At 61.1% G+C, this 24028-nt stretch carries 21 protein-coding genes; 16 read left to right on the top strand and 5 right to left on the bottom strand.

From position 1 onward, the window contains the following. Positions 1-24: 24 nt before the first annotated feature. Both RUW20_RS01070 and RUW20_RS01065 read left to right on the top strand, forming a co-directional pair. Complete coding sequence (locus tag RUW20_RS01070) at positions 25-1929, top strand: DUF4178 domain-containing protein (RefSeq protein WP_313950335.1); 1905 nt, start codon at positions 25-27, stop codon at positions 1927-1929. Between the two features lie 23 nt (positions 1930-1952). After that, positions 1953-2099, top strand: coding sequence for a hypothetical protein (locus RUW20_RS01065; protein WP_313950334.1), 147 nt, complete (start codon positions 1953-1955; stop codon positions 2097-2099). Positions 2100-2164: 65 nt separating this feature from the next. Here RUW20_RS01065 and RUW20_RS01060 read toward each other — a convergent pair whose 3' ends face one another. Together RUW20_RS01060 and metK are read right to left on the bottom strand one after the other, a co-directional pair. Then, on the bottom strand, positions 2165-3403 hold the full coding sequence (locus RUW20_RS01060; protein WP_313950333.1) for an HD-GYP domain-containing protein: 1239 nt from the start codon (positions 3401-3403) through the stop codon (positions 2165-2167). A gap of 98 nt (positions 3404-3501) precedes the next feature. Continuing rightward, positions 3502-4668 (bottom strand): methionine adenosyltransferase, encoded by a 1167-nt coding sequence (metK, locus tag RUW20_RS01055; RefSeq protein WP_313950332.1) that lies wholly within the window; start codon positions 4666-4668, stop codon positions 3502-3504. A gap of 202 nt (positions 4669-4870) precedes the next feature. Between metK and RUW20_RS01050 the strand changes: the two genes are divergently transcribed. The 5 genes from RUW20_RS01050 to RUW20_RS01030 all read left to right on the top strand — a co-directional run bounded on the left by RUW20_RS01050 (position 4871) and on the right by RUW20_RS01030 (position 10021). Beyond that, entirely contained in the window at positions 4871-5740 is an 870-nt protein-coding gene (locus RUW20_RS01050; RefSeq protein ID WP_313950331.1) for a lysophospholipid acyltransferase family protein, read from the top strand. A gap of 52 nt (positions 5741-5792) precedes the next feature. Beyond that, positions 5793-6914, top strand: a complete 1122-nt coding sequence (locus tag RUW20_RS01045; protein WP_313950329.1) for a glycosyltransferase family 4 protein — start codon at positions 5793-5795, stop codon at positions 6912-6914. Next, positions 6911-7735: a lipopolysaccharide core heptose(I) kinase RfaP gene (gene rfaP, locus RUW20_RS01040; RefSeq protein ID WP_313950328.1), complete on the top strand. Its 825-nt coding sequence runs from the start codon at positions 6911-6913 to the stop codon at positions 7733-7735. The genes RUW20_RS01045 and rfaP overlap by 4 nt, the downstream gene beginning before the upstream one ends. Then, the gene (locus RUW20_RS01035; RefSeq protein ID WP_313950327.1) at positions 7732-8499 is read left to right on the top strand and encodes a lipopolysaccharide kinase InaA family protein; all 768 of its coding nucleotides are present in this window, start codon (positions 7732-7734) and stop codon (positions 8497-8499) included. The genes rfaP and RUW20_RS01035 overlap by 4 nt, the downstream gene beginning before the upstream one ends. Positions 8500-8584: 85 nt before the next feature. Continuing rightward, entirely contained in the window at positions 8585-10021 is a 1437-nt protein-coding gene (locus RUW20_RS01030; RefSeq protein ID WP_313950326.1) for a lipopolysaccharide kinase InaA family protein, read from the top strand. A gap of 31 nt (positions 10022-10052) precedes the next feature. On the opposite strand, the gene msbA is transcribed toward RUW20_RS01030, so the two are convergent. Further along, positions 10053-11870 (bottom strand): lipid A export permease/ATP-binding protein MsbA, encoded by a 1818-nt coding sequence (gene msbA / locus RUW20_RS01025; protein ID WP_313950325.1) that lies wholly within the window; start codon positions 11868-11870, stop codon positions 10053-10055. A 174-nt stretch (positions 11871-12044) separates the two neighbouring features. Then, positions 12045-14342, bottom strand: a complete 2298-nt coding sequence (locus RUW20_RS01020; protein ID WP_313950324.1) for a penicillin-binding protein 1A — start codon at positions 14340-14342, stop codon at positions 12045-12047. Positions 14343-14538: 196 nt separating this feature from the next. Here RUW20_RS01020 and RUW20_RS01015 point away from each other — a divergent pair, with 196 nt between their 5' ends. The 9 genes from RUW20_RS01015 (at position 14539) to RUW20_RS00975 (ending at position 23062) form a co-directional block, all read left to right on the top strand. After that, positions 14539-15618 carry a pilus assembly protein PilM gene (locus RUW20_RS01015; protein WP_313950323.1) on the top strand — a complete coding sequence of 360 codons (1080 nt, stop codon included), beginning with the start codon at positions 14539-14541 and terminating at the stop codon, positions 15616-15618. After that, positions 15615-16181, top strand: a complete 567-nt coding sequence (locus tag RUW20_RS01010; RefSeq protein WP_313950322.1) for a PilN domain-containing protein — start codon at positions 15615-15617, stop codon at positions 16179-16181. The genes RUW20_RS01015 and RUW20_RS01010 overlap by 4 nt, the downstream gene beginning before the upstream one ends. Beyond that, a complete protein-coding gene (locus tag RUW20_RS01005) occupies positions 16178-16855 on the top strand; it encodes a type 4a pilus biogenesis protein PilO (RefSeq protein ID WP_313950321.1) in 678 nt (225 codons plus the stop codon). Before RUW20_RS01010 ends, RUW20_RS01005 begins: the two co-directional genes overlap by 4 nt. After that, positions 16852-17376: a pilus assembly protein PilP gene (locus RUW20_RS01000; RefSeq protein WP_313950320.1), complete on the top strand. Its 525-nt coding sequence runs from the start codon at positions 16852-16854 to the stop codon at positions 17374-17376. The genes RUW20_RS01005 and RUW20_RS01000 overlap by 4 nt, the downstream gene beginning before the upstream one ends. Beyond that, positions 17377-19437, top strand: a complete 2061-nt coding sequence (gene pilQ / locus RUW20_RS00995) for a type IV pilus secretin PilQ (RefSeq protein WP_313950319.1) — start codon at positions 17377-17379, stop codon at positions 19435-19437. Positions 19438-19568: 131 nt separating this feature from the next. Then, entirely contained in the window at positions 19569-20060 is a 492-nt protein-coding gene (locus RUW20_RS00990; RefSeq protein WP_313950376.1) for a shikimate kinase, read from the top strand. Then, positions 20048-21136 carry a 3-dehydroquinate synthase gene (aroB, locus tag RUW20_RS00985; protein ID WP_313950318.1) on the top strand — a complete coding sequence of 363 codons (1089 nt, stop codon included), beginning with the start codon at positions 20048-20050 and terminating at the stop codon, positions 21134-21136. The genes RUW20_RS00990 and aroB overlap by 13 nt, the downstream gene beginning before the upstream one ends. Further along, positions 21129-22250 (top strand): deoxyguanosinetriphosphate triphosphohydrolase, encoded by a 1122-nt coding sequence (locus RUW20_RS00980; protein WP_313950317.1) that lies wholly within the window; start codon positions 21129-21131, stop codon positions 22248-22250. The genes aroB and RUW20_RS00980 overlap by 8 nt, the downstream gene beginning before the upstream one ends. Before the next feature lie 221 nt (positions 22251-22471). Continuing rightward, positions 22472-23062: a YiiX/YebB-like N1pC/P60 family cysteine hydrolase gene (locus tag RUW20_RS00975; protein WP_313950316.1), complete on the top strand. Its 591-nt coding sequence runs from the start codon at positions 22472-22474 to the stop codon at positions 23060-23062. Between the two features lie 186 nt (positions 23063-23248). On the opposite strand, the gene RUW20_RS00970 is transcribed toward RUW20_RS00975, so the two are convergent. Further along, positions 23249-24022 (bottom strand): 5-oxoprolinase subunit PxpA, encoded by a 774-nt coding sequence (locus RUW20_RS00970; RefSeq protein WP_313950375.1) that lies wholly within the window; start codon positions 24020-24022, stop codon positions 23249-23251. Between the last annotated feature and the right edge of the window lie 6 nt (positions 24023-24028).

Here is a 24028-nt window from a genome sequence, read left to right as displayed (position 1 = left end):
AGCGACGGCGCCCGCTGCTTCGTCGTGAAACGCACCAACTGCCCGTCCTGCGGTGCGCCGGTCGTCTTCCGCTCGGCGACGTCGATCTACGTCGTCTGCGAGTTCTGCCGCAGTACGCTGCTGCGCGCCGGCGAGGACTTGCAGAATCTCGGACGGATGGCCGACCTGCTGGAGGACTCGTCGCCGATCCAGATCGGTAGCGAGGGTACTTTTCGCACCCAGCACTTTGTGGTCATCGGCCGCATCCAGCTGAAATACGAATCAGGTCTCTGGAACGAGTGGTACATCCAGTTCGACGAGGGGCGTAGCGGCTGGCTTGCCGACGCAGCCGGCGAGTTCATCGTCAGCGCGCAGGTGGCGGTCAGCGACCCGCTACCGGCATTCGAGACGCTGGCCCCGGAGATGATGCTGACCCTCGACGGTCGCAGCTTCACGGTGACCGATCTGGAGACGGCAACCTGTATTTCCGGGCAGGGGGAGTTGCCATTCCGGATTGCCGCTGGTTACGACGTGAATACCGCCGACCTGCGCAGCAACGATCGCTTCATTACCCTGGACTACAGCGAGGCGCCGCCGCTGGTCTTTGTCGGCCAGCCGGTGACCTTCACCGATCTGCAACTGGAGCGGCTGAGGGAAGGGCGCGATAGCCCGGCCGGCGGCGAATCGTCGCTGAAGGTTCGCGCCTTCAGTTGCCCACACTGCGCAGCTACCCTGCAAATCCATTCTCCGGCCATCGAAAGCGTTGCTTGTGACAGTTGCGGCTCGATCATCGGCGTCGACAACGAAAACCTTCAACTGCTGGTCCGCGCGGCGCAGGCTTTGCGCGAAGTGCCCTGGTTGCCCCTCGGTAGCCAGGGCAAGCTGCACGGTGTCGACTGGGAAGCGATCGGTTTCATGCGCCGTAGTACGTGTTCGGAGGGCGTCGACTACCCATGGTCGGAGTACCTGTTGTTCAACGCGGAGCAGGGTTTCGCCTGGCTGATCGAATACCAGGGTCACTGGAGTTTTGCCCGCACCCTTTCCAACCCGCCTTCGGTCAGCCGCGGGCAGGCGGAGTTCAGGCGCGATGGCCGTGACTTCAAACGCTTCAACAGCGGCAAGGCCGAAGTGACCTACGTCGTCGGTGAGTTCTACTGGCGCGTGGCGGTGGGTGAGAGCTGTATGGTCGACGACTACGTCTGTCCGCCGCTGCTGCTGTCGCGCGAGCTGACGGCGAAAGAAGTTACCTGGTCGCAAGCCGAGTATCTGGAGCCGGCTGACCTGTGCGCTGCTTTCCGGATCAAGGTGATGCCACCCAGGCGAATCGGGGTCTATGCCAACCAGCCGAATCCCCTGATCGAAAGGCACCGGCGGGTGTGTCGCCTGTTCTGGAAACTGGCCCTGGCGGCGACCGTTTTCCAGCTGGCTTTCACCTTTCTGTTCGCCTCGCAACTCGTGCTCAGGCAGCACATGGTGTTGCCGGTGCGCAGCGAGGAGGCGACGCTGCGCAGCCAGGATTTCGTCCTGAAAAGCCGCGCGCGAGCCCTTTTGGTAAGGCACAGCACCGATGTCACCAATAACTGGTTGTCGCTTGCCACCACCCTGGTCGAAAAGAACACCGGTGACGCTTATCCGGGGTTCCAGGAGATCAGTCACTACAAGGGGGTCGACGGTGGCGAGAGTTGGTCCGAAGGCTCGCCGTCGGACGAGATGATCTTCAGGGGTGTGCCGGCAGGTACTTACTATCTGGTGATCGAGTACGAACTCGGGACAGACCGCCGGGTGGCCGTCGCCGACACGCTGGAGGTGGTGCGCAATCCGGCGGCGTGGTCCAACTTCGTGCTGCTGTTGATCTTTCTGGCCACCTTTCCGCTGTTCTCGCGCTGGCGGAGGAATGCCTTCGAGGCACAGCGCTGGAACGAGAGCGATCTCGGTGGCGACGACGACTGAGCGAGGGCGGAGACAGGACGACGATGATCAAACTCAATTGGATTGCCGGTGTGCTTGCGCTGGCTCTGTTTGCCAACGCCCAGTATCAGGGCTGGAGTCTCTTCGCCAGTGCGGCACGTGCCGAGGCCGCACGGGTTGCGGGTGGCAGTAGCCGCAGTTTTCATAAGTAGAGGGGATGGACGCTGCTGGCCCTGGCGTGCTTTTGCTCGGCCGGGACCGGGGTAAAGGGCGCGCTTCAGCGGTTGGAAGTTGGCTGACCGGACCAGATCTCGTTGAGATCGGCGAAGTTCCATTTCGCCGGGTCTTCACGGCTGACGATCTTTTCCCGGCAGCCAGTCCGCGCCAGGTCGACGATTTCCGGGAGTAGGCGGGTCTTGCTGCGCGTCGAGAAGAAGACCTTGACCTGTGGGCTGAGCAGTGATTTCTCGCTCTGCTCGGTGACCACGCCGAGTCGACCGCAGCTCAGCAACACCAGCGAGCCGATCGGGTAGATGCCGATGCTCTTGACGAAGGCCTGGAACACCACGGGGTCGAAATGCCCCTTGCTCCACTCGGCCATCTTGCGCAGCGATTCGGCCGGATCCCAGCCGGCCTTGTAGGGACGGTTCGAGGTAATCGCGTCGTAGACGTCGCAGACCGCACCCATTTTGGCGAAGAGACTGATCTCCCGATCCAGCAGGCCCTTTGGGTAACCCGACCCATCGGTTTTTTCGTGGTGATGGAGCACGACATCCAGTGCCATCTCATCGCTACCGCTGCCTTGCAGCAGCATCCGATGTCCTTCCGCAGGATGGGTCTTGATGGTCGCGAACTCCGCATCGGTCAGTTTGCCCGGCTTGTTCAGCACGTCGATCGGCATCGCGGCTTTGCCGAGGTCGTGCAACAGGCCGGCGATGCCGGCAGAACGGGTTTGTTGCTCGTCAAGGCCGAGCTGTCTGGCCAGCGCGATCATCAGCGCGCCAACCGCCACCGAATGCATGTAGGTGTAATCATCGGCAGTCTTCAGGCGCGCCAGGCTGATCAGGGCGCCCGCGTTACGGCTCACCGAGTCGGAGATTTCCGCCACCAGCCGTCGTGCCCCATCGGCGTCGACCGCCTTGCCCATGCGCGCTTCCTCGAACATCAAGGTGACCGCCTGCTTGGATTTGGCGATGATTTTCGCTGCGCGGTCGAACTCGACAGTAGTGGGGACGCGCTGGATCTGCTGCACAGCCTCTGCCGCGCTGGCCAGTTCCTCATCGACCTGGGCCTCGGATTCGGCGACCGAGACCACCGACTCGCCCGGGGCCAGGTCGAGACCCTTGGCGCAATCGATCCACACTTCCCTGATGCTGCTTGCCCGGATACTGGCGATGTCTTGCGGGTCAGTAATGACGAAGGACGAGCGCCAGAACGGATGCTCCATCCATGAGCCGCAGAATTCCTTGAGGTACATGCCAAGGGTGAGCTGTTCGACGCTGATTCGCTTGAGCATGGTGGAATCGCTACCTCTCTGGCAGGTTCTGAGCTTGCCAGTTTACACGGTTGGCAGGCGAAAAAAAGGGGCCGGCAGGCCCCTTCGAATGGTTCGTTCTACAGGCCTGCTTCCGCGCGTAGCGCTGCTGCCTTATCGGTCGCTTCCCAGGTGAATTCGGGCTCGTCGCGGCCAAAGTGACCGTAAGCGGCGGTTTTCCGGTAGATCGGCCGCAGCAGGTTGAGCGACTGGATGATGCCTTTGGGACGCAGGTCGAAGTGCTTGTCGATCAGTTCGACGATGACTTCGTCGTCGACCTTGCCGGTGCCAAAGGTGTTGACCATCAGCGATACCGGCCGGGCGACACCGATGGCGTAGGCTACCTGAACCTCACAGCGGTCGGCGAGGCCAGCAGCGACGATGTTCTTTGCCACATAACGGGCAGCGTAAGCGGCCGAGCGATCGACCTTCGACGGATCCTTGCCCGAGAAGGCTCCGCCGCCGTGCCTTGCCGCCCCGCCATAGGTGTCCACGATGATCTTGCGGCCGGTCAGACCGCAGTCGCCGTGTGGACCGCCGACGACGAAACGTCCCGTCGGGTTGACCAGGTAGCGCGTATTGCTGCTCAGGATCTCCTGTGGCACGACCGGCTTGATGATTTCCTCGATCACCGCTTCCGAGATCTGCGCGTGCGAGACGTCGGGGTCGTGTTGCGTCGACACGACGATGGTGTCGATCGATACCGGCTTGCCGTCCACATAGCGGACGGTGAGCTGGCTCTTGGCGTCCGGCCGCAGCCACGGCAGTCGGCCGTCCCGGCGCACCTCGCCCTGGCGCTGCATGATGCGGTGCGCGTAGTGGATCGGCAGTGGCATCAGTGACGGCGTTTCGTTACAGGCGTAGCCAAACATCAGCCCCTGGTCGCCGGCGCCCTGGTCCAGGTCGATGCCATGGCCTTCGTCAACGCCCTGCGCGATGTCCGGCGACTGACGGTTGATGGCGGTCAGAATGGCGCAGCTTTTGTAGTCGAAGCCAATTTCGGAGTTGTCGTAGCCTATTCGGCGAACGGTTTCCTGTGCAATTTCGCGGTAGTTGATATGCGCTTTGGTGGTGATTTCGCCGGAGATGACGACCAGGCCGGTGGATACCAGCGTTTCGCAGGCGACCCGGGCAGCTGGATCCTCAGCCAGAATGGCGTCGAGAATGGCGTCGGAAATTTGATCGGCGACTTTGTCGGGATGACCTTCGGAAACCGATTCCGAAGTGAAGAGGTATTCTTTGCTCACGCTTGGTCTGCTCCAATGAAAAAACCCCGAAACGGCGGCGTGGCCGGCTCCGGGGTTCGAGCAGACGACGCTTTAGCAGTATTTGGAGACCGCTGTTGCGGCCCTTTCCGCCCTGCAAGTTGTCCTGATTAACTCGGCGGATGGGATAATTATAGTTTTTCTATTGCGGAGTGGTCAAATCCTGCCGCAACCGGACTGCCTCGTGCTTACACTTTGTCGTTTGTTCCGCCATTTGCCGCTCTCCTGGCTGCATGTCCTCGGCGCCTTGCTGGGTTGGCTGGCCTGGTTGTTGTCACCCACCTATCGTCGGCACATGCGCGAGAACATGCAGCTCGCACTGGGTCCGACAGAGGCTCGACGCCTGCGTGCGGCGGCCATTGGCGAAGCCGGCAAGGGGATGCTCGAACTGCCGCGGATCTTGCTGCGGCCGCTGCCCGAGACTGCCAGTCGGGTAGTCGAAATTTCTGGCTGGGAGCTGGTAGAAGCAGCGTCCCGGAAAGGCAAGGGGATCCTCTATCTGACGCCGCACCTGGGGTGCTTCGAGGTCACCGCACAGTATTTGTCCACCCATGCCCCGATCACCGTGCTCTACCGGCCACCCCGGCAGACCTGGCTGCAGGCGATGATTGAGGCGGGCCGGGCGCGTGCTCAGCTGCATCTGGCCGCAGCCGACCTGTCCGGCGTGCGCAGTTTGCTCAAGGCGCTCAAACGGGGGGAGGCGGTCGGCATGTTGCCCGACCAGGCCCCGAGGACTGGCGAAGGTCGCTGGCTGGACTTCTTCGGCAGGCCGGCCTACACGATGACACTCGCTGCTCGACTGGTCGACAGTGGAGCCAGTGTGATCATGGTCTGGGCCGAACGCTTACCCGCCGGGGCCGGCTATCATCTTCACCTGCAACTGCCGACGCGGCCGATCCGCGGCTCGATCGAGGAACGCGCGCAGCAGATCAACCAGCAGATCGAAGAGCTCGTGCGCCAGTGCCCGCAGCAGTATCTCTGGGGTTACAACCGCTACAAGCGGCGAAAAAGCAGCGCCGCGCCATCGCTGCTGGAAGAAGGTGGCCAGACATGAGCGATGTTGTCTGTCACCGGGGATTGACCGCCAGTGGCAAGAGAAGGCTTTGATGCAGATCGCGTTTTGTTTGTACAAGTACTTTCCGTTCGGCGGTCTGCAGCGCGATTTTCTGCGCATCGCATTCGCTTGCCAGGCGCGTGGCCATGCCCTTCGCGTCTACACACTGGAATGGCGCGGGGATGTTCCAGAGGGCTTCGAAGTGGTGCTGGTGCCAGTCAGTGGGCTGACCAATCAGCGCCGTTATGCAAGGTTCAGCGATTGGGTGGCCGATGATCTGGCCAGGCGACCCGCTGATCGGGTCGTCGGTTTCAACAAGATGCCGGGCCTGGACGTGTATTTCGCTGCCGATCCGTGCTTCGAGGACAAGGCGCGCACACTGCGCAGCGCGCTGTACCGGATGTCGGGGCGCTACCGCCATTTTTCGGCGTACGAACGTGCGGTTTTCGGGCCGCAGGCGCCAACCGAGATCCTGATGATCGCGCCGCAGCAGCAAGCACTGTTCCAGAAATACTACCGAACCCCGGGCGAACGCTTTCACTTGTTGCCGCCGGGAATCGCGCTCGACCGGCGGGCGCCGGCCGACGCTCGGGAAATCCGCTCTGACTTTCGTCACGAGTTCGCGCTGCAGGCGGATGACCTGCTGCTGCTGCAGATCGGCTCTGGCTTCAAGACCAAAGGCCTGGACCGTAGCCTCAAGGCGCTGGCTGCCCTGCCACCGGCGCTGCGCAGCCGCAGCCGGCTGATCGCCATAGGTGATGACGATCCGAAGCTCTTCCACGGCCAGGCGCGAGCGCTCGGACTCGCCGACCAGGTCAGCATTCTGCGCGGCCGCAGCGACATCCTGCGCTTTCTGCTCGGCGCGGATCTTCTGGTCCATCCGGCCTACAACGAAAACACCGGCACCGTTCTGCTCGAAGCAGTGGTCGCCGGCCTGCCGGTTCTGACGACTGCTGTTTGCGGCTACGCCCATTACATCAGTGATGCCGATGCGGGCAAGGTCGTTCCCGAACCTTTCGCACAGGCGTGTCTCGACCAGTTTCTGCTGCAGATGCTGCGCGACGCACCCGCGCGCCAACGTTGGCATGCCAGCGCGCTGGCCTATGCCGAGCATGCCGACATCTACAGCAACGCCGAGCGTGCGGCGGATGTGATCCTGAAAGACCGGCAATGAGCGGCCCTTCGCTCGTGGTCGATGAGCCTTTCCGCTCGCTGTGGGCGGGAAAGGACCCCTTCGTCGCGGTCAACGCCCTCGAAGGCGAAGTTTTCCGCGAACTCGAGGGACGCCGCACCTTGCGCACCGAAGTCGGGGGGCGCGGCTACTTCGTCAAAATTCATTATGGCGTTGGCTGGACGGAGATCATCAAGAACCTGCTTTCGCTACGTCTGCCCGTGCTCGGCGCAGAGAACGAATGGCGCGCGATCGAGCGGCTGACCGAACTCGGTGTCGGCACCATGCGTAGCGTTGCCTTCGGGCTACGTGGCCGCAATCCGGGGCGACAGCAGTCCTTCATCATCACCGAAGAACTGGCACCGACCGTCAGTCTTGAGGACTATTGTCTGGGCTGGCAGAAATGTCCGCCTGCGCTATGCTTGAAGCGTGCGCTGATCACCCGCGTCGCCCGGATGGCGAGACAAATGCACGCGGGTGGCGTCAATCATCGGGATTTCTACATCTGTCACTTTCTCCTGCACCTCGACCCAGCGCCGACGGCAGAGCAGTTCAAGCTGTCGCTGATCGACCTTCATCGCGCCCAGCTCAGGGCGAGCCTACCCCGTCGCTGGCGCGACAAAGATCTGGCCGCGCTCTATTTCTCGGCGCTCGACATCGGTTTGACGAATCGTGACCTGCTGCGTTTTCTGGGCGCCTATTTTGCCCGCCCGTTGCGGCTTGTCCTGCGTGACGAGGCGCCGTTGTTCGCCCATCTGGCCCGCGAAACGCGGCGTTTGCAGGCGCGCTTCAACCGCAAGGTCGCGGCCGGAGAAATGACATGAGGAGTTGGCGCCTGAATCCGCAGTATGCGGCGAGCGAAGCGGCCGCCGTGTTCGGCGACATCGACCGCGTTTTCTCGCTTGACGGCGAGCTGATTACCCAGGATGTGCTCTGCCGCGTGCTACGCGTTGCGGTTGGTGGCAAGCGCTACTATGTCAAACGTTACGTCGGCAACGGCAAGAACATGACGCGGCGCTGGTTCGGCGTGCGTCGCTGGCTGGGCCGGCCACGGGTCCGTGTTGAATGGCGCAACCTGCTGGCGTTCCAGGCGTGGGGCATTCCGACGGCGACGCTGGTTGCTTACGGCCTCGAGCGTCGTTTTGGTGGCTTCATCCGCGGCGCGCTGGTGACCGAGGAGATCCCGGATACCACCGATCTTTCGCAGATCGCTGATGCCAGCGATCCGCGCTTGCGCGATCGCCGTTGGGTCGGGCAGGTTTCGCAACAGGTCGCGCGCATCGCGCGTACCCTGCACGATGCCGGGTTTGCGCACAATGACTTGAAGTGGCGAAACCTGCTGGTCAATGCGGGACCCCGACCCACGGTCTATCTGATCGACTGCCCCAGCGGCACCTATCATCGCGGTGCGCTTCTCGACTATCGGATCATCAAGGATCTGGCCTGTCTCGACAAAGTTGCCCGGAAGCAGTTGTCACGCAGCCAGCGGCTACGTTTCTATCTCGATTACGTGGAGCGCGCGCGCGTTACTGACCAGGACCGCAAGCGCATCGGCAAGATCGTCGGGTTTTTCGATGGCCGCGAATAGGCGCGTCTTGCCGGAACGATCCCGTGTTCGCCGCGGTCGTTCCGCGCTGGTGATCGGGCCTCTCTGAGCTGTGGCTGAACCCACAATGGCATCGCCAAACCTGACCACGGCGAGCGCGCTGCGCGCTGCCGGCCGCCATCCTCAGTTACCTTTCCGGGTGGCGCTCGCCGATGGGCGCCAGCTGACCATGCGTCGCCTGCTGCGCGTCATGCCGGGCAAACGGATGGTCGGCGACGCCGCTCTGGATGGTCGTCGAGTGCTGGCCAAGTTGTTTGTCGGGCAGCGCTGCGAGAGGCACTGGCAGGAAGAGTGTGCGGGTCTCGATGCGCTCGCTTTGGCCGGGCTACCGACACCCGAACGCATCGCGGCCGGGGCCATGGCAGGCGGCGGCTATGCACTGATGACGGTCTATCTCGACCCGGCGGAGACCCTTGCCGAATCCTGGGCGCGCGTGTCCGGGCGGCCGCCGGGAGAGGCCGAGGCACTGGCCGTGCTGACGCCGGCGCTGACCATGCTCGGGCGCCTGCACGCTGCGGGTCTGGCGCACGATGACCTGCACCTCGGCAATTTTCTGCACCATGACGGCAGCCTGTTCGTCATTGATGGCGATGCGGTACGCGTGGTCAGCCGCGGACAACCGCTGCTGTCGGCGCAGGCGAGCAGCAACCTGGCCGTTCTGCTCGCCCAGTTGCCGCCCGACTGGGATCCACTGCTGACCGTGCTGCTGCCCGCTTACGCTGTCGGGACGGGCCAGCCCTTGCCGGAAGTGGCGGCCCTGAAAGAGCAGATCACCAGCGTCAGGGCCTGGCGGCTTGGCGACTTCCTGGCCAAGACCGTTCGTGAGTGCACGCTGTTCGCGGTCGAGCAGAGTACCACCCGCTTCAGTGCTGTCCTGCGCCGCGAACGAGACTTCCTGGCGCCCGTACTGGATGCGCCTGATGCGGCCATCGGCCGCGGTGATGTGCTGAAGGACGGCGGCACCACGACGGTAGCGCGTGTCGTGATCGATGGCCGCGGGCTACTGATCAAACGCTACAACCTCAAGCACCTGCGTCATGCTCTGGGCCGCCTGTGGCGTCCAAGTCGCGGCTGGCATTCCTGGCGCGAGGCGCACCGCTTGCTCTTTCTCGGCATTCCGACGCCGACGCCGTTGGCGCTGATCGAAGAGCGTGTCGGGCCACTGCGTCGCCGCGCCTGGTTGATCAGCGAGTTTTGCGCCGCGTCGAATCTGCTGACGCATCTGTCTGCCGACCGCGAGCCGCCTGCAGACGAGGCGCGGGCGATCCTGACGCTGTTCGGATCCCTGCACGGACAGCGGATCAGCCACGGCGACCTCAAGGCGACCAATCTGCTGTGGGATGGCAGCCGCGTCGTGCTCATCGATCTGGATGCCGTCGTGCAACATCGAACCGCAGCCGCCCACGCGCGTGCCTGGGCGCGCGATCGCGCGCGCTTGTTGCGCAACTGGCCGCCAGGCTGCGCCTTGCATTGCTGGCTGGACGAGCATCTCCCGGCGGCCTGAGCGAGCACCTTGGTCGTCAGCTGGCGGTGGTTCAGGCCGGCGCAGCGGCGGCAGCGTCTTCCTCGTGCTCGCTGAACTGCATCGCGTGCAGGCGTGCGTAGTGGCCGTTGCTGGCCAGTAACTCGGCATGCTTGCCACGTTCGACGATGCGTCCCTGGTCCATGACCAGAATCTGGTCGGCCCTTTCGACGGTCGACAGGCGGTGTGCGATGACCAGCGTCGTCCGTCCTGCCATCACCTGGTCGAGTGCGCGCTGGATGTGTCGTTCCGATTCTGTGTCAAGCGCCGAAGTTGCTTCGTCGAGAATCAGGATCGGCGCATCCTTCAGCAACGCGCGGGCAATCGCCAGGCGCTGTCGCTGCCCGCCGGAGAGCATCACGCCATTCTCGCCAACCAGGGTGTCGAAACCCTCCGGCAGGCGGGCGATGAACTCGCTGGCAAACGCGGCTTCGGCCGCTTTCTCAATTGCCTCGCGCGGCGCGGCGGATAAGTCACCGTAGGCAATGTTGCTGGCGACGCTGTCATTGAAGAGAACGACCTGTTGCGTCACCAGTGCAATGTGCCGACGCAGGTTGCGCAGAGTGAAACATTCCACGCCGATGCCGTCGATCAAGATCTGACCCGAGTCGTGCTTGTAGAAGCGGGGAATCAGATTCGCCAGGGTCGATTTGCCGCTCCCGGATCGGCCAACGAGCGCCACCATCTGCCCCGGCTCAACCGAAAAGCTGACGTCGTCAAGGACGCGCTGCGTGCTACCCGGATAGACGAAGGAGAGGTTCCTGACCTGCAACTGCCCGCTCACACGATCCTTTTCGACGCCGCCATCATCCAGTTCTGGTGCTTCATCGATCTGGGCGAAAATACTCTCGGCGCCGGCCAGTCCTTTCTGGATGGTGGCGCTGACCTCGGAAAGCTGGCGTATCGGTTTGGGCAACATGCCGGCGGCAGTGATGTAAGCGACCAGGTCGCCGGCGGAGGCGTCGCCGCGCAGCAGCAGAACCAGCACCAGCAGCGCTGCCATGCTGCTGAAAATGACGAACTGCAGCGCCGGCGTGAAGGTTGCGGTGGATTTGACCATGCGTAGCTGCTTGGCCGTGTTCTCTTCGCTCGCCGCGCGAAAGCGCGCCGATTCGTAGTCCTCGCCGCCGAAGCTGCGGACGACGCGGTAACCCTGTATGGTTTCTGACGCCACATGCGTCAGGTCGCCCATGGCGCTCTGTATCTTCCTGCTTTGCTTGCGAAACTTGCGGCTGGCGCTGGTGACCATCAGGCCGATGATCGGCAGGATGGCGACCATCACCAGCGTCAGTTTCCAGTTCATCCACAGCAGATAGGCGAACAGGAAGGCGATCGTCAGTCCCTCGCGGATGACTACCTTGATCGCGTCAGTCGCCGCGCCGGTGACCATCGTTGCGTCATAGGTGATGCGCGAAATCAGGTGTCCGGAGTTTTGCTGGTCGAAGTAGCCATTCGGCAGGTGCAACAGGCTATCGAAAAGGGCGCGCCTGAGATCGTTGATCAGGCCCAGCGAGACCCTTGCCAGGTAATAATTGCCGAGATAGGAGCCGATCCCCTGCCAGGTGATGGCAAGCACCAGTAGTAGTGGCACGGCGTAGACCAGCTCGATGCCGGCGAACAGGGGGAGCGCGGCCGCTTTGACACCATCGGCCGCATTCAGTCCGTCGACGAAGTACTTGAGAATGCCGGCCATCATCGGTTGTGATGACGCGAAGATCAGGTAGCCCAACAGGCTGATCGCGAACAAACCGACGAAAGGCCGCAGATAGCCCAGCAGCCGGAAATAGATGTGCAACGAGGAAACGGGAGGAGGAGTGCTTGCAGGTGGCATTTGCTGGTCGACGGCAACGGGGGGTTCCGATGACCGAGTTTAGCATGCCGTCTTGATCGCCCTCGGAGCGGATCAAGACGGGAGAGCGGGGGCGAACGCGGCGGAGAGGGTCGCCGTTACTCTCATGATTGCGATCGACACGCAGCGATGACCCTAAAACGCCCGGGACCGCGTTCAGTCCACCGGCTGTGTGCTGTCGTCGGGCGGCGCAACGGGCTCGATCGCGGCTGGCGCGTTTTCCCGGTAGAACAGCTCGAGGGCCGGCCCCTTGCCGCGGTCTGGAACGGCAAGCGAGACGATTCCATCGGGCGCCGGAAGAAATGACTCGGGAACATCTCGCAGAACCTTGGCCATGTAGCCGATCCACGTCGGCAGTGCCGCCGAGCCCCCGGTTTCGCCCCGGCCCAGATTTTTTGGCTGGTCGAAACCGATCCACGAACAGCCGACGACGGTCTGCTGGTAGCCGCAGAACCAGGCATCCACGTAGTCATTGGTGGTTCCCGTCTTGCCTGCGAGATCGCGGCGTTTGAGCGTCGCCGACGCGCGGGCACCGGTACCATAGATGGTCACGTCACGCAGCATGCTGTCCATCAGGAAAGCGTTGCGCGGGTCGATCGCCTGCAGCCGCTGATCCCCGGCAGTGGTTGGCGCCGCCTGCGCCAGTACCTGCTTCTTGTCGTCCTGGATCTGGCTGACGATGTAAGGGCGAATGAGGTAGCCGCCGTTGGCGAAGACGGCGTAGCCGGCGACCATCTCCCACGGCGTGACCGATCCCGCACCCAGAGCCATCGTCAGGTAGGGTGGGTGCTTTGCGGCCTCAAAACCGAAACGCGTGACATAGTCCTGTACGAAGCGTACGCCGCTAGCTTGCAGGAGGCGAATCGACACCATGTTCTTCGATCTGGCCAACGCGCGACGAAGGCGCATCGGTCCCTCGTACTTGCCGTCATAGTTCTTTGGTTCCCAGGCTTGGCTACCGGTAACCGTCGCCGGGAAGCTGATCGGCTCGTCATTCACCACTGACGACGGGGAGAAGCCCTTCTCGAACGCCGCCGAATAGATGAACGGCTTGAAGCTCGAACCGGGCTGCCGCCACGCCTGGGTAGCGTGGTTGAACTTGTTGCGGTTGAAATCAAAACCGCCAACCAGTGCGCGTATGGCGCCGTCGCGCGGGTCAGCCGCGAGAAAAGCGGCTTCCACTTCTGGCAGTTGGACGATCCGCCAGTCTTGTTTGTTGTCGTCTTCCTGGATACGGATGATGGCGCCACGCCGCAGGCGTTTGTTGGGCGGGGCCTTGTCGTCGATCATGCGGGCAGCGAATTTCAGCCCGTCGCCGCTTAGGGTGACGATTTCACCGCCGCGACGGTAGGCAACAACTTTCTTCGTGTCGGCTTGCAACACGACGGCCGGGTGCAAATCCTCCGCATCCTGGAAGTCCTGCAGCACTTCATCGAGGGCCTCTTCCTGGTCGGAGCGGATCTGGCCGATGTCGGTGTAGGCCTCGGCACCTCGATAACCGTGCCGGCGATCGTAGTCGAGCACGCCACGCCGCAGACTGGCGTAGGCCGCGTCCTGATCCTTCTTCAGAATCGTCGTATAGACTCGGAGTCCCCGTGTATACACATCTTCGGGAAATCGTTCGGCTGCTATCTGACGTGCCATCTCGGTGACGTACTCGGCGTGAATCCGTACTTCGCTGGTGTCACGCTTGATCACCAGCGCTTGGTCCAGGGCAGCTTGTTGCTGCTCATCGGTAATGAATCCGAGTTCGTTCATTCTCCGAAGAACGTACTGCTGGCGAATGCGGGCGCGCTTGGGTCTGGCCACCGGGTTGTCAGCGGAGGGTGCTTTCGGCAGCCCGGCAAGCATGGCTGCTTCGGCTATCGTCAGGTTTGCGAGTGGCTTGCCAAAATAGGTCTGGGCTGCCGCGGCGAAACCGTAGGCGCGTTGCCCGAGGAATATCTGGTTGATGTACAACTCGAAGATCTCGTCCTTGCTGAGATTGTGTTCGATCTTGAAAGCAAGGAGAGCCTCGTACAGTTTTCGGGTGTAGGTCTTCTCTGAGGAGAGAAAGAAGTTCTTGGCTACTTGCTGGGTAATCGTCGATGCGCCCTGGCGTTTGCCGCCGCCGACCACGTTCGCGAAGAGTGCGCGTAGGACGCCTAGGCTATCCACCCCGCCATGCTGATAAAAGCGCTCGTCCTCCGCAGCCAGGATGGCCTGCTTCATGATGGCCGGAACGTCTTCGATGCTGACCACCGCACGGCGCTCTTCACCGAATTCGCCAATCAAGTAGCCGTCCGCCGTGTACACTCGCAGCGGAACCTTCGGCCGATAGTCGGTAAGGATCTCCAGCGATGGCAGGTTCGGGTAGGCCAGGCTCAGGACAACAGCCACCATGGCAAGGGCTATCGCGGCAAGGCCGACAATGAGAACGATCGGGTACAGGACCCAGCGGAGGGCGGTAGGCAACACAGCGTCCGGAAGAAAGGCAGATCTTCGTATTATATTAGGGCAGCCGCCAAAAGGTGCGAACATCGTACACCTCGCCCGCAATGGTCGAGAAATCGCTTTACACGCTTGGAGCTTGTTGCTAGCATCTAAAGTAGAATATCTATAAGTGCGCTAACTACAAATTATTGAAGGGTTTTTTGGCGGGGGTGGCGATTTGCAGTTTGATCTTTCGATCTTTAATCCCAAGGCGCGCTCCCTGATCGGTCTCGATATCAGCTCGTCGTCGGTCAAGATGGTCGAGCTGGCCAGTGATGGTAAAGGCGGGCATCGGGTGGAGCGTTACGCCATCGAGGTGTTGCCGAGGGATGTCGTCTCGGATGGAAATATTCTCAATCTTGAGGTTGCTGCCGAGTCGGTCAGGCGGGCGTGGAAGAAGCTCGCGACGCTGACCAGGCAGGTCGCCATCGCTCTGCCGTCGTCACATGTCATCACCAAGAAGATCATCGTTGCCGCTGGCCAGCGGGACGAGGAGTTGGAGGTTCTGGTCGAGTCCGAGGCCAGCCAGTACATTCCGTTTGCCCTTGATGAGGTCAACCTGGATTTTCAGGTAGTGGGTCCGGCGCCTTCATCGCCGGACGAGATTGAGGTCCTGATCGCTGCATCCCGTAAGGAAAAGGTCGAAGACCGTGTTGCCGTTGCTGAATCAGCCGGCCTCATCCCGGTGGTGCTGGACGTGGAGTCCTATGCCGTACTTTCGGCGTTCGAGCTGATCGAGAAGCAGCTTCCTGACGGGGGCAAGGGGCAGGTCATAGCGCTGATCGATGTGGGTGCTAACGTAATAAACCTGACGGTTCTGCGCGACGGCCAGCAGCTCTACGTTCGCGAACAAGCGTTCGGGGGAAATCAGCTGACGCAGGATATCGCCCGTCATTTTGGGATGAGTTTCGAGGAAGCGGAAGCCGAGAAACGTCGCAACAACCTGCCCGAACCCTATGAAACAGAGCTCTTGCAGCCGTTTCTCGAGGCGATGGCACTGGAGCTTTCGCGAGCCCTGCAGTTCTTCTTTACCTCTACCCAGTTCAATCAGATCAACCAGATCGTCTTGGCCGGAGGTTGCGCAGTCATCGCCGGGGCCGATGAAGTTGTTGCTTCTCGGACACAGATCAACACGATCATTGCCAATCCATTTGCCGAGATGTTGCTTTCGGATCGGGTTCGCACCAAGAGTCTGTTGACGGATGCGTCGTCATTGATGGTTGCCTGCGGTCTTGCGCTGCGGAGGTTCGACGAATGATACGCATCAACCTGCTTCCGCATCGGGAAGAAAAGCGGCGAGTACGGCGGCAACAGTTCTACGCATTGCTGGGGCTGGTTACGCTTCTTTCCGGGCTGATCGTTTTTCTCGTTTACTCGGTAGTAGCAAGCTATGAGGCTGCGCAGGATGGCAAGAACGACTTCCTCAAGAAGGAGATTGCCGTACTTGACAAGCAGATTGACCAGATCAAGAGGCTCAAGGAGCAAAGCGACGCCCTGATGGCGCGTAAGCAAATCATCGAATCATTGCAGCGCGACCGGGCGGAAGCGGTGCGTTTGTTGAGCGAGTTGGCAAAGCAGATGCCCGAGGGTGTGTACATCCGCTCGCTGAAACAGACGGGGCGGAGCATCAATCTCGTCGGTTATGCACAGTCCAGCGCGCGGGTTTCCACGCTGATGCGCAATATCGAAGCATCACCATGGCTGGAAAGACCCCAGTTGATAGAAATCAAGGCCTTGATCGTTGATAAACGCCGTCTTAACGAGTTCAGCATGAACGCCTCGCTGAAACGGGCTCCCGCCGGGGAAGGAGAGGTGAAATGAAAGCGCCCGCCCTTCCGTCGATCGATTTCAGAGAAGTCCTCCGGGATTTCCAGAATCTGAATCCGCAGGATCCGGGGGCGTGGCCCGTCGTGCCGCGCGTGACCGTACTGTTGAGCGTGTTCTTGATCGTCTTGCTGGCTGGTTGGTGGTTTGTCTGGGCTGACCAGCTGGATTCTCTGCACGCCAAGCAGGAGGCTGAGCTGGCGTTGAAGGACCAGTTTGTAGCCAAGAAGAAGCAAGCCGTCAACCTCGACCTGTACGTTCAGCAGCTGAATGAAATCGATCGTTCCTTCGGCGCGCTCTTGAAACAGCTGCCTAACAAGTCCGAAGTCGAGTCCTTGCTGGTCGAAGTCAATCAGGCAGGGATGGGTCGGGGCCTGCAGTTCGATCTCTTCAAACCCGGAGCCGAACAGGTCAAGGACTTCTATGCCGAACTGCCAATCAATGTCCGTCTGACGGGTACTTACCATGACTTCGGTGCTTTCGCCGGGGATATTGGCAAGCTCTCCAGAATTGTCACCTTGAACAACATCGCCATTGTCGCCAATCCGCAGAGCAAAGACGGGAGTCTGGTGCTCGACGCGGTTACCAAGACCTTCCGTTATCTTGATGCGGAGGAATTGGCAGCAAAGAAAAAGGCTGCCGAAGAGGCGAAGAAGGGTGGGAGGAGATGAGCAAACTCCTTAAACTCCTTGTCCTGCTGGCCAGTATCGGTTTGGTCGCCTGTGCGGAGAGCGACCATGAGGGTCTCCGGGAGTGGATGAGTACGGTGGCCCTGGATGCCAAGGGCAAGATACCTCCCGTGCCGGTGGTGGAGCCCTACGAACCCGTTCCCTATGATGTGGGCGACTTGCTTGACCCTTTTAAGCCAGCCAAACTGGGGTCGGAATCGAAGAAAGGCGGCGGCGCCTTCAGACCAGACCTGGAACGACCGAAGGAACCGTTGGAGCTTTATCCCCTGGAGTCGCTGAAATACGTTGGCGTGATGAGCAGGAAGAAAGTGTCGTATGCCATCATTCAGGCAGATAGTGCGTTGTATCAGGTCAAGATCGGCAATTACATGGGACAGAACTTCGGCGTGGTGGTCGACGTTTCCGAATCAGAGGTGACATTGCGAGAGCTCATTCAAGATTCCGCCGGTGACTGGGTGGAGAGGACGAGCAACCTGCTGTTGCAGGAACAGGGAGCGAAGTAAATGAAGCAGATCAAACAGTACTTGCTCGGCTTCGTCAGCGCCGTGCTGTTCGCGCTCGGGACGGCGAATGCTCAGGAAGCCAAGCCGAATATCATCGAGTCCATCAACGTCGTCCAGCAAGGCTCGGTGCTCAACGTCAAGCTTACGTTCAAGGAAGCGTTGAAGGCCTTGCCTCAAGCCTTCAGCGTTGCCAAGCCGGCACGTATCGCATTTGACTTCCCGAATACGACCAATGGTCTGGGCAAGTCCAGCCAGACTTACAACGAGGGAGATCTGAAGAGCGCCAATATCGTCCAGGCCGAGGACAGGACCCGATTGGTCTTGAATCTCAACAAGGCAATGACCTACGAGGCGACGATCGACGGTACCAGCCTATTGCTTGCCTTGCTCCCCAGCACGACATCTCGGGGCGAGGCTACGCTCGATCATTTCGCCAAGGCACGTTCTTCCGATACCACGAACAGCGTTCGCGACATCACGTTCCGACGGGGCAAGGACGGCGAGGGGCGTATCACGGTCGACCTGAGTGACGCCAATGCCGGAATCGACATCCGGCAACAAGGGGCCAACCTGGTGGTCGATTTTACCAACGTCAGTGTCCCGAACTCGCTTCGCAAACGGCTCGATGTAACCGATTTCGCTACCCCCGTGTTGACTGTTAACACCCTGCAGAATGGTCCCAATGCGCGCATGACGATCACTCCGACCGGCCTGTGGGAGCACAATGCCTATCAGTCCGACACCCAGTTCGTGATTGAAGTCAAGCCGGTCATCGAGAACCCGAACAAGCTGGTGCAAGGAACGCGCGGAGGCTATCAGGGAGAGAAGCTGTCGCTCAACTTCCAGAATGTCGATGTGCGCCGGCTTCTGCAAGTCATCGGTGAGTTCACTGGCATGAACATGGTCGTCAGTGATTCCGTCGGCGGCTCCATTACATTGATCCTCAGGGATGTTCCGTGGGACCAGGCGCTGGACATCATCATGCAGCAGAAGGGCCTGGACATGCGCAAGAATGGAAATGTGATCCTGATTGCCCCACGCGAGGAAATCGCCACCAAGGAAAAGCTCGACTTCGAGTCGCGCATACAGATCGGCGACCTTGAGCCACTGTTGGCCGAGAGTTTCCAGATGAACTACATCAAGGCTGACGCGATCAAGAAACTGCTTTCAGATCCCAAGCAGCCATTGCTTTCCAAGCGTGGCAGCGCGGTGGTCGAGGAGCGCTCCAACATCCTCTTCGTCAAGGACACTCCGAGCCGCCTCGAGGAGGTGCGAGCGATGATCGCCAAGGTCGACGTTGCTGCTCGACAGGTGATGATCGAAGCCCGTATCGTCGAAGCGGGAGACAGTTTTGCGAAGAACCTCGGCGTACGCCTGGGTTGGCGCCAAACCTTTCCCAACGGCGCGGTCAGGGTAGGCGGCGACAGCGGGACGATCAGCGGCAATCTTGACATGACGGGAAGCCAGGTGAACTTGCCGGCAACACCGCGGACAGGAATCCCCGGGAGTTTGAACTTCCTCCTGTTCAACAATGCATTGACACAGTTTCTCACCGCTGAAATCTCGGCCCTCGAAGCCGACGGTCGCGGTAAGGTCATCTCCAGTCCGCGGGTGATGACGGCCAATCAGGTCGAAGCGATCATCGAGCAGGGTGTCGAAATTCCGTATCAACAGGCGACGAGCTCAGGTGCCACCAGCGTGTCGTTCCGCAAGGCCAATCTGGCGCTGAAAGTGACGCCCCAGATTACCCCGGATGGCAAGATCTCCATGGAGCTTGACGTCAACAAGGACACACCGAACACCCGTCTATCGACTGGCGCTGGGGTGGCAATCGATACCAAGCATGTCAAGACCCAAGTGTTGGTCGAAAACGGCGGCACGGTCGTCATTGGTGGCATCTATACGCAAGAAACTCGCAACAACACCACGCGCATACCGTTTTTCGGCGACCTCCCCTATATTGGCTTCCTGTTCAAGAATCGGGAAATCATCGATGACAAGACCGAACTGCTGGTTTTCATCACGCCACGGATCGTCGCCGAGAAGCTGTCGGTACGCTGACCGCGGCTGGGCAAAAAAAGGCCGGCGATGAGCCGGCCTTTTTGCTGCCCCGATTTTGCTCCCTGACCATGCGATAGAATGAGCCCGTGAACATTGAGGACGAGAGACGGAACGTCTATCTGGTAGGCCTGATGGGGGCTGGGAAAACGACCATCGCCAAGGTGCTGGCCAAGCGCCTGTCTTACGCTTTCGTTGACTCGGACCACGAAATCGAGTCTCGCACGGGCGTTCGTTTGCCGACGATCTTCGAGATCGAAGGGGAAGAGGGCTTTCGCAAGCGCGAGGTTCAGGTCATCGCCGACCTTGCGTGCTTGCGCGGTCTTGTCGTTGCGACTGGTGGTGGCGCTGTGCTCCGTCCGGAAAACCGGGAGAACCTGAAGGCAAGTGGTCTGGTCGTCTATCTCAACGTGCCGCTGCCAACGCTCTGCGAACGCACGCGGCATGACAAGAATCGGCCCCTCTTGCAGGTGGCTGACCCAATGCAGAAGCTTCGCGAACTCCATGCCGAGCGCGACCCGCTCTATCGGAGCATAGCGGATCTGGTCGTCAGTGGCAGTCGAATCAATGCCCACTCGGTCTTTCAACCACTAATCAAGGAAATGAGGGAAGCATGGAAACGCTGACGGTTGCGCTCGGCGCACGTTCTTATCCGATTCTCGTTGGCCGTGGCGTTCTCGATCGCGGCGAGTTGCTGCTGCCGTTTCTCCGCCAGCTGAAAGTGGCGATCGTCACCAACGCCACGGTCGGACCCCTCTACCTCGACCGCTTCGCCGAGCCCCTACGTCGTGCTGGCGTCAGTGTCAGCGAGATAGTCCTGCCGGACGGGGAGCAGTTCAAGAACTGGCCGACGCTCAACTCGATTTTCGACGCCCTGCTGGCGGGTCGCTGTGAACGCTCGACGACCCTGGTGGCCCTTGGCGGCGGCGTCGTCGGCGACATTACGGGCTTTGCCGCCGCCTGCTTTCAACGCGGCATGCCCTTGATTCAGGTCCCCACGACGCTCCTCGCGCAAGTCGATTCGTCGGTGGGGGGCAAGACGGCGATAAATCACCCGCTCGGCAAGAACATGATCGGCGCCTTCCATCAGCCCCAGGTCGTCCTCGCCGATACGGAGACTCTGAGCACCCTCCCCGACCGGGAACTGCGCGCTGGTGTAGCGGAGATCATCAAGTACGGTCTGATCAGGGACTTGCCCTTCTTCGAGTGGCTTGAAGCGAACATCGAACGCTTGCTGTCTCGCGACCCGGCGGCCCTTTCTGAGGCTATCTGCCGCTCCTGTCGAAACAAGGCCGAAGTGGTTGCCGCCGACGAGCACGAGCGTGGCGAGCGCGCCTTGCTCAACCTGGGACATACTTTCGGTCACGCGATAGAAACCGGGATCGGTTACGGAGAATGGTTGCACGGCGAAGCTGTCGCGGCCGGCACGATGATGGCGGCCGAGCTCTCGTCGCAGTTGGGATGGCTCGATTCTCGCGCGCTCGGACGTGTCGAACGGCTCTTTCATCGCGCAGGTTTGCCGGTGTCGGGGCCGAACCTGGCTATTGAGCGCTACCTTGAGCTGATGCAGAACGACAAGAAGGTACAGGACGGAAATCTTCGCTTCGTACTGCTGAAGCGCATCGGCCAGTCCGTGGTCACCGATGTTGCTTCGCCCGCCCAGGTTCGCAAAGCCATTGAGCTGCGCTCCGCACATGTTTGAACTGGCGCCATACGCCGTATCTTCGGCCAACACCCGCGGTCGTCAGCTAGCGGACCCTCCGCCCTTGCATCGCAGCGAGTTCCAGCGGGACAGGGACCGGATTGTGCACTCGACCGCCTTCCGGCGCCTGGAATACAAGACTCAGGTTTTCGTCAACCACGAAGGCGATCTGTTCCGTACCCGCTTGACCCACAGCCTCGAGGTCGCGCAAATCGCTCGCGGCATTGCGCGCGCACTGCGACTCAACGAGGATCTCGCCGAAGCGATTTCGCTCGCCCACGACCTCGGGCATACGCCTTTTGGTCACGCCGGGCAGGAGGCGCTCAACGAGTGCATGCGCGATCATGGCGGCTTCGAGCATAACCTGCAAAGCCTGCGGACCGTAGATCTGCTGGAGGAGCGCTACGCCGCTTTCGATGGCCTCAATCTCTGCTTCGAGACCCGCGAAGGCATCGTCAAGCATTGCTCCTTGGAAAACGCCCGTCAGCTTGGCGCCCTTGGCGAACGCTTCCTCGATCGCACACGGCCATCGCTGGAAGCCCAGATATGCAACTTGGCCGACGAAATCGCCTACAACAACCACGACGTAGACGACGGATTGCGTGCCGGGCTGATAAAGCTTGAGCAACTGGAAGAGCTTGACTTGTTTGCGCGGCACGTTGGCGATGTCCGGCGCGCTTATCCCCGGCTCGGCGGGCGCCGTCTGATTCACGAGACGATCCGGCGCATGATCAACACTCAGGTTTGCGACCTGATCGACAGCACCGCCGGCAACATTGCCCGCTTGCTGCCCAGGGATATTGCCGAGGTACGGCTCGGCCCCGCGCTGGTCACGTTCTCCGAAGAATCGTTTGAAGCTCAGCGGCAGATGAAACGTTTTTTGCGAACCCAGCTTTATCAGCACTATCAGGTGCTGCGGATGGCCAGCAAGGCACAACGCATCGTCAGTGATTTGTTCGCGGCCTTCACCAGCAATTCTCGCCTGCTACCACCGCAGTACCAGGCCGCAGGCGATGGCGACCAGGTGCGCCGGGTTGCCGACTATATCGCCGGCATGACCGACCGTTATGCGATCAAGGAGCACCGGCGCTTGTTCACTGTCAGCGAGAGCTGATCTGCGCTTGCCGCCAGTTGTCGCCTGGGTGGGCAGGCCTCGCGGTTCGGCGACGATGATTCGAGCGCTAACCCGAATTTCGGCCAGGAGGTCGAAGCAAGTGTTGGGTGATTGTTTTTGATGGTCGCTGACGGGATACCTGCGCAGCAGAATAGCCCCCTACTATTTCCCATTTCCTGACGAGCTTGGCCGTCACCCTTGCCTCTTGAACGGAGCCCCACGTGGCCGATCCCCTCGGCGTCAAAGCCGTCGCCAAACTCCCCATCCTCGACTACGATGAGGCTCGCGATCAGTTGCAGACCGGTGACATCGTTTTTTGCTCCGGCACCTACTTTTTTTCGAAGACCATCCAGTGGTTCACCAGGTCCGTCTGGAGCCACATCGGCGTTATCTATCGCGACGATAATTTGCAGCGTATCTTCGTTCTCGAGAGCGAGACTGCCATCGGGGTTCGCCTCGTTCCCTTGTCCAAGTATGTCCGTGATTACCACGGCAGGAACAAACCGTACAAGGGACGCATCCTGATCGCCCGCATCATGCCGGAGCCGCACGACGAGAAGCTCAAGGCAGTGATCAGCTTTGGCATGGATGAACTCACCAGACCTTACGACAACTGGGAGATTTTTCGCATCGCGATGCGCATTCTTTTCAGGCGAGGCCGCAAGAACCGCGACCGCAAGTACATCTGCTCGGAACTGGTCTACGAGGCCTTTCGCAAGGCCGATGTCTCGTTCAAGTTCCGCCGCAACTCGATCAGCCCGGACGACATCTGGAACGATGAGCGCGTGACCATGAAGTTCCGCATCATGTGACCTCAGTCGCGCTCAGGGCCGATGTCAGTCCCGAGAAGAGCAAGGGACCCCAAGCGCGGGCTTCACGGTCCGGACGACGGCGGGAAAGCCCCATGGACGGGTTGATGAGCGAGGGTAGGCGAAAGCCTGTTTCCTCACCTTGCTTTTTGCGAGCGGTTGACGGTTTCTTGCCGGGAACTCCCCCGGTCACGCCCAAGGCATCGCCGTCAACGGCGCCAACGCATACCCTGCGTTGATCAGGCCATCGCGCAGATGCCTGGCCAGCGCCACGGCGCTCGGCGAGTCGCCGTGGATGCAGATGCTGCCGGCCTGAACCGGAATTTGGTGGCCGCCGGCGCTGACCAGCGCGCCGGCATCGAGCATCGCGCGGATGTGCGCCAGGGCCTGCTCCGGGTCGTGAATGACGGCGCCGGGCTGACTGCGCGGGACGAGTTGGCCGTCATCCTGATAGCGCCGGTCGGCGAAGATCTCGTCGACCACCCGCAGCCCGGCCTCTCGTCCGGCCAGCGCCAATTGTGAGCGGGCCGGTGCCAGCAGGATAAGCGTCGGATCCAGGGCCTTCACAGCGCGGGCGATGGCGTCGGCCAACGGCCGCTCGGCGCAGGCCTGATTGTTCAGCGCGCCATGCGGTTTGACGTGGCTTACCGTCATCCCCTCGCTGGCGGCCAGACCTTGCAGCGCGCCCACCTGATAGATCACCAGCGCTTCCACTTCCGCGGCGCTGAGCGACTGCGGCCGGCGGCCAAAACCTTGCAGGTCGGCGTAGCCGGGATGGGCGCCGACGCTGACGCCGCGGGCCTTCGCGGCACGCAGCGTCGCCCCCATGACCATGGGATCCCCGGCGTGAAAGCCGCAGGCGATGTTGGCGCTGCCAACGATGTCGAGCATCGCCGCGTCGTCGCCCATTGACCACGGGCCAAAACTCTCGCCCAGATCGGCGTTGAGGTTGATGGTTTTCACCGAGTT

Origin of the sequence: Accumulibacter sp. (genome assembly GCF_032229525.1) — a bacterium.
GTDB lineage: Bacteria > Pseudomonadota > Gammaproteobacteria > Burkholderiales > Rhodocyclaceae > Accumulibacter.
Note: the sequence above shows the minus strand (reverse complement) of the source record. Positions and strands in the feature narration are given on the sequence as shown.